This is a genomic window from Streptomyces sp. ISL-94, from assembly GCF_018614075.1.
Lineage (GTDB): Bacteria > Actinomycetota > Actinomycetes > Streptomycetales > Streptomycetaceae > Streptomyces.
The window spans coordinates 117,873-126,640 of record NZ_JAGGOZ010000026.1; the positions used below are offsets into that span (position 1 = coordinate 117,873).

9 protein-coding genes, 1 tRNA gene and 2 pseudogenes are annotated in these 8,768 nt (G+C 71.5%); 9 read left to right on the plus strand and 3 right to left on the minus strand.

The features are described from left to right. Positions 1 to 81: 81 nt before the first annotated feature. From tadA to J7E94_RS10145, 7 genes are all read left to right on the plus strand, one after another. Positions 82 to 510 (plus strand): tRNA adenosine(34) deaminase TadA, encoded by a 429-nt coding sequence (tadA, locus tag J7E94_RS10115; RefSeq protein ID WP_251056439.1) that lies wholly within the window; start codon positions 82 to 84, stop codon positions 508 to 510. 57 nt (positions 511 to 567) lie between these two features. After that, positions 568 to 652 (plus strand) — tRNA-Ser (locus J7E94_RS10120). 76 nt (positions 653 to 728) lie between these two features. After that, the gene (locus J7E94_RS10125; protein WP_215014191.1) at positions 729 to 1,052 is read left to right on the plus strand and encodes a hypothetical protein; all 324 of its coding nucleotides are present in this window, start codon (positions 729 to 731) and stop codon (positions 1,050 to 1,052) included. Between the two features lie 397 nt (positions 1,053 to 1,449). Continuing rightward, entirely contained in the window at positions 1,450 to 1,611 is a 162-nt protein-coding gene (locus tag J7E94_RS10130; protein WP_215014193.1) for a hypothetical protein, read from the plus strand. Between the two features lie 338 nt (positions 1,612 to 1,949). Continuing rightward, positions 1,950 to 2,867 carry an RNA polymerase sigma factor SigF gene (locus J7E94_RS10135; RefSeq protein WP_215014227.1) on the plus strand — a complete coding sequence of 306 codons (918 nt, stop codon included), beginning with the start codon at positions 1,950 to 1,952 and terminating at the stop codon, positions 2,865 to 2,867. Positions 2,868 to 3,098: 231 nt separating this feature from the next. Continuing rightward, on the plus strand, positions 3,099 to 3,965 hold the full coding sequence (locus J7E94_RS10140) for an RNA polymerase sigma factor SigF (protein ID WP_215014195.1): 867 nt from the start codon (positions 3,099 to 3,101) through the stop codon (positions 3,963 to 3,965). 97 nt (positions 3,966 to 4,062) lie between these two features. Further along, a complete protein-coding gene (locus J7E94_RS10145; RefSeq protein WP_251056415.1) occupies positions 4,063 to 4,866 on the plus strand; it encodes a hypothetical protein in 804 nt (267 codons plus the stop codon). Positions 4,867 to 4,882: 16 nt separating this feature from the next. On the opposite strand, the gene J7E94_RS10150 is transcribed toward J7E94_RS10145, so the two are convergent. After that, positions 4,883 to 5,122 (minus strand): hypothetical protein, encoded by a 240-nt coding sequence (locus J7E94_RS10150; protein WP_215014197.1) that lies wholly within the window; start codon positions 5,120 to 5,122, stop codon positions 4,883 to 4,885. A gap of 103 nt (positions 5,123 to 5,225) precedes the next feature. Here J7E94_RS10150 and J7E94_RS10155 point away from each other — a divergent pair, with 103 nt between their 5' ends. Then, on the plus strand, positions 5,226 to 5,699 hold the full coding sequence (locus J7E94_RS10155; RefSeq protein ID WP_215014229.1) for a MarR family transcriptional regulator: 474 nt from the start codon (positions 5,226 to 5,228) through the stop codon (positions 5,697 to 5,699). 13 nt (positions 5,700 to 5,712) lie between these two features. After that, positions 5,713 to 7,332: pseudogene (locus J7E94_RS10160) on the plus strand (MDR family MFS transporter); the annotation flags it as partial. A gap of 51 nt (positions 7,333 to 7,383) precedes the next feature. Here the strand turns inward: J7E94_RS10160 and J7E94_RS10165 are convergent. Then, entirely contained in the window at positions 7,384 to 7,995 is a 612-nt protein-coding gene (locus tag J7E94_RS10165) for a TetR/AcrR family transcriptional regulator (RefSeq protein ID WP_215014201.1), read from the minus strand. Between the two features lie 89 nt (positions 7,996 to 8,084). Continuing rightward, positions 8,085 to 8,768 (minus strand): annotated as a pseudogene (locus tag J7E94_RS10170) (hypothetical protein); the annotation flags it as partial.

Below are 8,768 nucleotides of genomic sequence, written 5' to 3' on the forward strand. Positions count from 1 at the left end.
CACACGCCCGACGCACAGCGCGACCCCGACCCCGACCCCGACCCCGACCTCGATCCCGTGAGGGACCCGTGGCAGGCCTCCATGCGCCTCGCGCTCACGGAGGCCGCCCGGGCGGTGCCGGCCGGTGACGTACCGGTCGGCGCCGTCGTGCTCGGCCCGGACGGCGAGATCCTGGCCACCGGGTACAACGAGCGCGAGGCGACCGGCGACCCCACGGCGCACGCCGAGGTGGTCGCGCTGCGCCGGGCGGCCGCCCGGCTCGGGGAATGGCGGCTTCCGGGGTGCACCCTCGTGGTGACCCTGGAGCCGTGCGTGATGTGCGCGGGCGCGCTCGTGCAGTCGCGCGTCGCCCGGGTCGTCTACGGCGCGGACGACGAGAAGGCGGGCGCGGCCGGGTCGCTGTGGGACCTCGTACGGGACCGCCGGCTCAACCACCGGCCCGAAGTGGTGCGCGGCGTCCTCGCCGAGGAATGCGCCCGGCAGCTGACGGACTTCTTCCGCGACCTGTGAGCGGCCGGGCAGATTCCGATTTCAGCGAATGCGGCTCCTTAGGCTAGGATCCATCTCGGTAGTGTGTCCGAGTGGCCGAAGGAGCTCGCCTCGAAAGCGAGTATGGGGCAACCCATCGGGGGTTCAAATCCCTCCACTACCGCTCCGATCGAGAGCCCCGCCCCGCAAGGGTCGGGGCTCTCGGCGTATCCCCACGCGTCTCTACGGATGACGCCCGCGTGACCGCCCGCCCCCTCGGCCGTTGTCACGGCATGACCAAGACCCAGCGCATGCTCGCCGCCTTCGCCTTCGCGGGGGCCGCCGCGGGCCTCGCCGCACCCGCCGCCTCGGCCGCGCCCCTCGCCCCCCTCACCCTCCCGGACCTCCCCACGGCGGCTCCGGGCATGCCCGCGGGGGCCCAGCCGGCCTCCGTCCAGGAGATCGGCGCGAAGCTCAGCGAGGGCGCCAACCAGCTCAACCAGCTGATGGAACTGCCCAACCAGCTGGAGCCCTTGATCGCCCCCGTACAGCCGATCGTCGAGCTGGCCGGCGCCATCCAGTAACGGAGAAATCCGGCCGCCGAAGCCGAAGGCAGCGAAAGCGCGGGAAAAGCGAAGAAGGCCCAGACCGGAGCCGGGGCCTTCCACGTGTGGGACGGGGGAAGTGGCATCGGGGGGACAAAGCCACTTCCCCCGGTGAGAACGGGACCTGCCAGTCCGGGCCGCAGTCAGGGGGAAGCTTGCGGCTCGGACCCCGCAGTGAGGTCCTCTCCCTCACCCACCGGTTTCCTGCCAGAACCGGTGGGCTCACACCCATCCTGCGCCCACCGCAACCGGGGACACAGCGGCAAAGGACCTGGAGTGGCGGGTCATTGGTCCTTAAAGGCCGGGTGAGTGTCCAAACTTGACCGGTTAGACTCACCCGACCGCGCAGGACCGGTTGGGGAGGCCGTCACCGTTCATGGACACCAAGAAGCTCATCACGGGCGCCCTCACGGTGTTCGTCCTCTTCGTGATCATCACTCAGCCCAAGCGGGCGGCCGAGATGGTGGGAATCGGTTTCCAAGGGATATCGGATGCCGCCTCCGGCATCGGCGAGTTCATGACCGAACTGGTGCGCTGAACCCGTACGCTGAACAGGTTCCCGGACTTCCCGGCCCCCCACTCCGACGGGTGGGGGGCTTTTTGCATACCCACCGCCGGGCATATTGCCCCATATGCCCAACTCGCCCTCAACACGGTGATATCCGGTGCTTGCACACAGTGCACATCTCTTGTGATGCTATGACCGCTTTTGACGGATGAGTGACTGACTGAAGGGGTGGCGTGACCGTGCCGGCCAGTACTGCGCCTCAGGTGCCACCCCAGCAGGACCCCCAAGTACCGCCCCGGCACGAGCCGCCGCCCGAACCGAGGCAGGAGCTCCGGCAGGAGCCGCCCGAGGAGCCCCCGGCCGCATGCCTGTCCGCCGCCCCCGCAGCCGCCCAGGCGACTGCCCCCGCACCCGCCCCGGCAACCGCCCAGGCGACCCTCCCGGCGACGGCCCCCGCGACCTCCCCGGCGACGGCCCCCACCACCTCCCCGGCGATCGCCCCCGCGCCCCCGAGACCGCCGAGCCGGGGTGCGGACACCCGGGCCCTGACCCAGGTCCTCTTCGGGCAGCTGAAAGGGCTGGAGCCGGGCACCAGCGAGCACAACCGGGTGCGCGGAGCCCTCATCGAGGCCAACCTCCCCCTCGTCCGGTACGCGGCCGCCCGCTTCCGCAGCCGCAACGAGCCGATGGAGGACGTAGTCCAGGTCGGCACCATCGGCCTGATCAACGCGATCGACCGGTTCGACCCCGACCGCGGCGTGCAGTTCCCGACCTTCGCGATGCCGACCGTCGTGGGCGAGATCAAGCGCTACTTCCGCGACAACGTCCGCACCGTCCACGTGCCGCGCCGCCTCCACGAGCTGTGGGTGCAGGTCAACGCCGCCACCGAGGACCTCACCACCCTCCACGGCCGCACCCCGACCACCGCCGAGATCGCCGAGCGGCTGCGCATCACCGAGGACGAGGTGCTGTCCTGCATCGAGGCCGGCCGGAGCTACCACGCGACCTCGCTCGAGGCCGCCCAGGAGGGCGACGGCATGCCCGGGCTGCTCGACCGGCTCGGCTACGAGGACCCGGAGCTGGCCGGGGTCGAACACCGCGACCTCGTCCGCCACCTCCTCGTACAACTGCCCGAGCGCGAACAGCGGATCCTGCTCCTGCGGTACTACAACAATCTGACGCAGTCGCAGATCAGCGCCGAGCTCGGCGTATCCCAGATGCATGTCTCCCGGCTGCTCGCCCGGAGCTTCGCCCGCCTGCGATCCGCAAACAGGATCGAGGCGTAACCGGATCGAGTGGAGATCATCCACGCGTTTTCCGACAGAACGGGCTGACCACCCGTCTGATCACGTCTGTCGCTGGAGATATATGTCGACATGGCGCTACAGCGTGTTGCCGACATGTGACATTCTGCTGGAACCGCGTTTGCCGCAGCCCCGCCTCCGGTATTCAGGTGGAGGCTGCGTTCCTCTGACGGGCGCGCCGCACGCGACCGTCCGCGACCTCAAGGGGGTGGCATGTCCGTAGATCAGGGCAGCTCCAAGGTGCTTACGCTTGTCAAGAGCGCGACGCCGACAGCGACAGCGACAGCGACAGCACCTGCGGCGTCTGACCGCTCGGAAGCCATCGACACCCGCACCCTCTCCCGCTCCCTCTTCCAGCGGCTCGCCGCCTTGGACGCGGGCAGCCCCGACCGGGCGTACGTACGCGACACCCTGATCGAGCTGAACCTGCCCCTCGTCCGGTACGCGGCCGCCCGCTTCCGCAGCCGCAACGAGCCGATGGAGGACATCATCCAGGTCGGCACCATCGGCCTGATCAAGGCGATCGACCGGTTCGACTGCGAACGCGGGGTGGAGTTCCCGACGTTCGCGATGCCGACCGTCGTGGGCGAGATCAAACGATTCTTTAGGGACACCTCCTGGTCCGTCCGCGTCCCGCGCCGGCTCCAGGAGCTGCGCCTCGCGCTGACCAAGGCCAGTGACGAGCTCGCCCAGAAGCTGGACCGCTCGCCGACCGTCCCGGAGCTCGCCGCCGTACTCGGGGTCTCGGAGGAGGACGTCGTCGACGGCCTCGCCGTGGGCAACGCGTACACCGCCTCCTCGCTCGACTCGCCCTCACCCGAGGACGAGGGCGGCGAGGGCTCGCTCGCGGACCGCCTCGGCTACGAGGACACCGCGCTCGAGGGCGTCGAGTACCGCGAGTCGCTGAAGCCGCTGCTGGCCAAACTCCCGCCCCGGGAGCGGCAGATCATCATGCTGCGGTTCTTCGCGAACATGACGCAGTCGCAGATCGGCGAAGAAGTCGGCATCTCCCAGATGCACGTCTCACGGCTGCTCACCCGGACGCTCGCGCAGCTGCGCGTAGGCCTCATCGGGGAGTGACGGGGCCTGACCCGGTCCGCCCGGTCCGGTCCTGAAGACGGGGACGAGCCGGTCGCACGGGCTTCCCAATTGACGGAGCGTCAGTAAAACTGGCGCGATGCGAACGGGATCCCGTACGGCCGCCCCGGCTGCCCTCCTCGCCCTGTGCTGCACGGCCGTGGCCGGCCTCACCGGCTGCGGCGGCCCGGCGCGGGACGGCTACGCCGCCGTGGGCGCCGCGGCCCCGGGCCCCGAGCGGGGGCCGGGGCAGAACGTGGCACCCCAGGGCCAGGTGGAGTTCCAGCAGCTCGGCGGCGGCCCGTCCGCGGCGGGCGGTTCCTCCGAGTCCTCGTCCAGTACGTCGACCAGTGCTCCGGGGTCCCAGGCCCCTGGCAGCTCCGCCCAAGGCGGAGCCACACCCCCCGCGCCCGGCGGCCGCGAAGGCACCCCCGGCACCCCACCCGGAGCCGGCCCCGCCACCACACCACCCGGCAGCTCCGGTCCCTCCGGCACGTCCGGCGGCGCCACGGCCCCCGGGACCGCCCCGGGAACCCCCGGCACGCCGACGGCCCCGGGGACGAAGCCCGGCACGACCCCGCCTGCGCCCCCGTCCGCCCCGGCGCGGCTGACGCTGTCCACGCCGGCCCGGGCGGCCGCGGCCGACCGCTGGTGCGAGCGGGTCACCGTCACGTTCACCAACACCGGGACCACCGCTGCCCGTGCGGGTACGGTCACCTTTGCGACGCACATCATCGGCGCCCTCGGCATCGACTGGGCCACGATCACCACCACCCAGCCGCTCCCCGCGCCCATCGCGGGCGGAGCGGCGAAGACGCAGACCTACACGGTGTGCGTGGAGGCCTGGCGGGTCCCGCTGGGCATGCGGGTGGAGACCCGGCAGGTCACGGCCACCTGGAGCTGAGTCCGGCCCACCGCGCTCAGGACAGGACGACCCACAGGGCGGCGCCGAAGGCGAGGACGAGGGCGATGCCGACCCCGAGCCACACGCCGTTCTTGGAGCCGGCAGCCTGCTGCTCCTCCTCGCGGCGCTGGCGGCGCGAGCCGGTGGGCATCTGCCGGGCAGGCGCGGCCTCCTCGACGAAGGCGCGGAACATCTGCGTGCTGCCCGCGGGGTCGTAGTTGCCCTCGGGGCCCTGTGAGTTGTGGTTGTCAGCCATGGAGCAGGACCCTAGCCGGTTTTCCGATTCCTTTACCGCCCCACCCCCAGGATTCATTTGCCTGTAGCAACCATCCGCTTCTATGGTTGCTCTAAGCAACAAGATGGGGGGCGGTCCGGTGGCCACGCAGACAACGGAACCCAAAGGGGCCGGGCCGACCGCACCGGCCGCCCGGCACGAGGAGCTGGCCCGCCAGCTCACCGGCATCGGCGCGGTCAAGCGGGACCTCGCCCGCCTCCTGCCCCCGGACTGCCCGGCCGGCGCCGCCGTCGTCCTCACCGTGCTCGACCGGCACGGCGAGATGCGGCTGAGCCGGCTGTCCGAGTTCATGGCCGTCGACATCTCGGTCACCAGCCGGCACGTCACGCACGTCGCCGAGCGCGGCTGGATCGAGCGCGAGCCCGACCCGGGCGACGGCCGCTGCCGGATCCTGCGGCTCACCCCGTCCGGACGGGTCCTGCTGGCCGAACTCGGCGCCCGCCACACGGCCGCGCTGCAAAGAGCGCTGGCCGACTGGTCCCCCGAGGACATCGACGTACTCAACACCCTGCTGGCCCGACTCCGATCGAGCTTCTAGCCAAAGGAACAACATGACCAGGTCGGAGACGACGTCCGCGACGCCCGACGGCACGTCCACGTCCACATCCATGACCCATCCACAGATCATGAAGGCACTGTCCGGGCTGATGCTCGGCATGTTCGTCGCGATCCTGTCCTCCACGATCGTCTCGAACGCCCTGCCCCAGATCATCAGCGACCTCGGCGGCACCCAGTCCTCCTACACCTGGGTGGTCACCGCGGCCCTGCTGTCGATGACGGCCGCCACCCCGCTGTGGGGCAAGCTGTCCGACCTCTTCAGCAAGAAGCTGCTGGTCCAGATATCCCTCGTGATCTACGTCCTCGGCTCCGTGGTCGCGGGCATGTCCCAGAACACCGGCATGCTCATCGCCTGCCGCGTGGTCCAGGGCATCGGCGTCGGCGGCCTGTCCGCCCTCGCGCAGATCGTGATGGCCGCGATGATCTCCCCGCGCGAGCGCGGCCGCTACAGCGGCTACCTCGGCGCGGTGTTCGCCGTCGCCACCGTCGGCGGCCCGCTGCTGGGGGGTGTCATCACCGACACCGAGTGGCTGGGCTGGCGCTGGTGCTTCTACGTCGGCGTGCCCTTCGCGATCATCGCGCTGATCGTGCTCCAGCGCACCCTGCACCTGCCGGTCGTCCGCCGTGACGTCAAGGTCGACTGGCTGGGCGCCTTCCTGATCAGCGGCGCCGTCTCGCTGCTGCTGATCTGGGTCACGCAGGCCGGCGACTCCTATGAGTGGATTTCCTGGCAGACCTGGGCGATGACCGGCGGCGCGGTGGTGCTCGGCCTGCTCTTCGTCCTCGTCGAGTCCCGCGCGAGCGACCCGATCATCCCGCTGCGGCTGTTCCGCAACCAGACCATCTCGCTCGCCTCCGCCGCCTCACTGTTCGTCGGCATCGCGATGTTCTCGGGCACTGTGTTTTTCAGCCAGTTCTTCCAGTTGGCCCGCGGCGAGTCCCCCACGATGTCCGGGATGCTCACGATTCCGATGATCGGCGGGCTCTTCGTCTCTTCCACCCTTTCCGGTCAGGTGATCACCAAGACCGGCAAGTGGAAGGCCTGGCTCGTAGTCGGCGGTGTGCTCCTGACGGCCGGACTCGGTCTGCTGGGCACCCTGCGCTACGACACCCCGTACTGGCACATCGCGATCTACATGGCGCTGACCGGCCTCGGTCTCGGCATGATGATGCAGAACCTGGTCCTCGCCACCCAGAACCAGGTGGCCCCCGAGGACCTTGGCGCGGCCAGCTCCGTCGTCACCTTCTTCCGCTCGCTCGGCGGCGCCGTGGGCGTCTCGGCGCTGGGCGCGGTCATGGCCCACCAGGTCACCGGGTACGTGAAGGACGGCCTGACCGCCCTCGGCCCGAAGGCCGCGGCGCTCGGCCACGGCGGCACGGGCGGCGGCATCCCCGACCTCGACAAGCTGCCGGCGCCGATCCGCACGGTCGTGGAGTCCGCGTACGGGCACGGCGTCGGGGACGTCTTCCTCTACGCGGCGCCCACCGCACTGCTCGCCCTGCTGCTCTGCCTGTTCATCAAGGAGGTCGCGCTGAAGTCGAAGACGGCCGCCCACACCCCGGCGGCGGCCTCCGACCCGGCGGACGCCACCACCCCCGCCGAGGTGCCGTCCAAGGCCTGAGCCCGACCCGGCAGGAAGCACGTACGAAGGCCACCGCCCAAACTAGGCGGTGGCCTTCGCCTCGATCCCCGCGATCAGTACGTCGAGCGCGAGGCAGAAGTCCCCTTCGGGAGTCCGGCGCGCCGCGCCCCCGCAGCCGTGCAGGAACTGCGAGAGGGCCAGGTGGGCCCCCGTCCGGGCGGAGTCCGCCAGGCCGGTCGCGTCCAGCAGCCGCTGGAGGGTGGCGTCGAAGGCCCGGGCGTGCGGGCCGATGTTCGGGTAGGCCGCCGTGAGCGGGGCAACCCAGGGGTGGTCCGCCAGCACCCGCCGGTAGCCCCGGGCGAGCGCCCGCAGACGGCCCGGCCAGCCGTCCGGCGCCGAGCCGGGGGCGAGGGCCAGCTCGCCCAGGGCGCTGTCCAGGGCCAGTTCGAGCAGATCGTGCTTGGTGTCCACGTACCAGTACAGGGACATCGCGGTGACCCCGAGCCCGGCGGCGAGCCGCCGCATCGAGAACCGGCCCAGCCCCTCGGCGTCGAGCAGCCGCACGGTGGCGGCGGTGATCCGCTCCCGGTCGAGCCCGGAAGGCGCCTCGCTGCGGCGTCTGGCGGGAGCGGCCGGCCTGTCGGCCAGCCACACACTGGTCCGGATCTCGCCGGGATCGCCCGCGGTCACCATGGAGGCACCCTCCTCACGCCAGGTGGATCAGCCCGGAATGCCCGGTCTGCCCTCTTGATGCTAGGCGGTGCGCCGCCTCTGAGGCCGGATCAGGACGCGACTCCCCCGATAGGGGCCGTCAGGTCGTAGAAGGCGGCACCGCCGACCGCGGTGGCCTTGAAGGTGGCCTTGATCCAGTCCTCGATGGCCGTGCCGGTGGCTCCGCCAGAGCCGCCGTCCGCCCGGGTGGCGCCCGGGGCGGCCTCGCCGGTCCCACCGGTCCCACCGGTCCCACCGGTCCCACCCGTGCCGCCCGTGCCGCCCGTGCCGCCCGTGCCACCGGCCGCGCCGGCTGTGTCGAGGCCTCCCTGGCTGAGGAACCAGTGGATCTTGCCGTCCCGCACGTACTGCTTGAACTGCTCCAGGGTCGGCGAGGGGTCGCTGCCGTTGAAGCCGCCGATCGCCATCACGGGCGCGCCCGACGCCAGCTGGTAACTGGCCGCGTTCTGGGAGCCGATGGCGGCGGCCGCCCAGGTGTAGTCGGCAGCGTCGGCGCGGAGGGCCGCCTTCGCCTCGGCGCCGACCTGGGTGCCGTTCAGCAGGCCGCCAGGCCCGCCCTGGCCCCCGCCGGCCCGCTCGAAACCGCGCCCCGCCTGGCCGCCCTGCCCACCCGGCCCCCGAGGTGTCACCGAACCGGGACCACCGTGCCGGACAGCGTCAGCACGGCGGCCCTGCTGCCCCGCTCCTCCCACAGCACGGCGACGCCCATGCCGACCAGCGCGGCCACGAACGGC

Coding starts and splice junctions, on each gene's coding strand:
- tadA (WP_251056439.1), top strand. CDS start 82: ATGCGCCTCGCGCTCACGGAGGCCGCCCGGGCGGTGCCGGCCGGTGAC.
- J7E94_RS10130 (WP_215014193.1), top strand. CDS start 1,450: ATGGACACCAAGAAGCTCATCACGGGCGCCCTCACGGTGTTCGTCCTC.
- J7E94_RS10140 (WP_215014195.1), top strand. CDS start 3,099: ATGTCCGTAGATCAGGGCAGCTCCAAGGTGCTTACGCTTGTCAAGAGC.
- J7E94_RS10145 (WP_251056415.1), top strand. CDS start 4,063: ATGCGAACGGGATCCCGTACGGCCGCCCCGGCTGCCCTCCTCGCCCTG.
- J7E94_RS10150 (WP_215014197.1), bottom strand. CDS start 5,122: ATGGCTGACAACCACAACTCACAGGGCCCCGAGGGCAACTACGACCCC.
- J7E94_RS10155 (WP_215014229.1), top strand. CDS start 5,226: ATGGGGGGCGGTCCGGTGGCCACGCAGACAACGGAACCCAAAGGGGCC.
- J7E94_RS10165 (WP_215014201.1), bottom strand. CDS start 7,995: ATGGTGACCGCGGGCGATCCCGGCGAGATCCGGACCAGTGTGTGGCTG.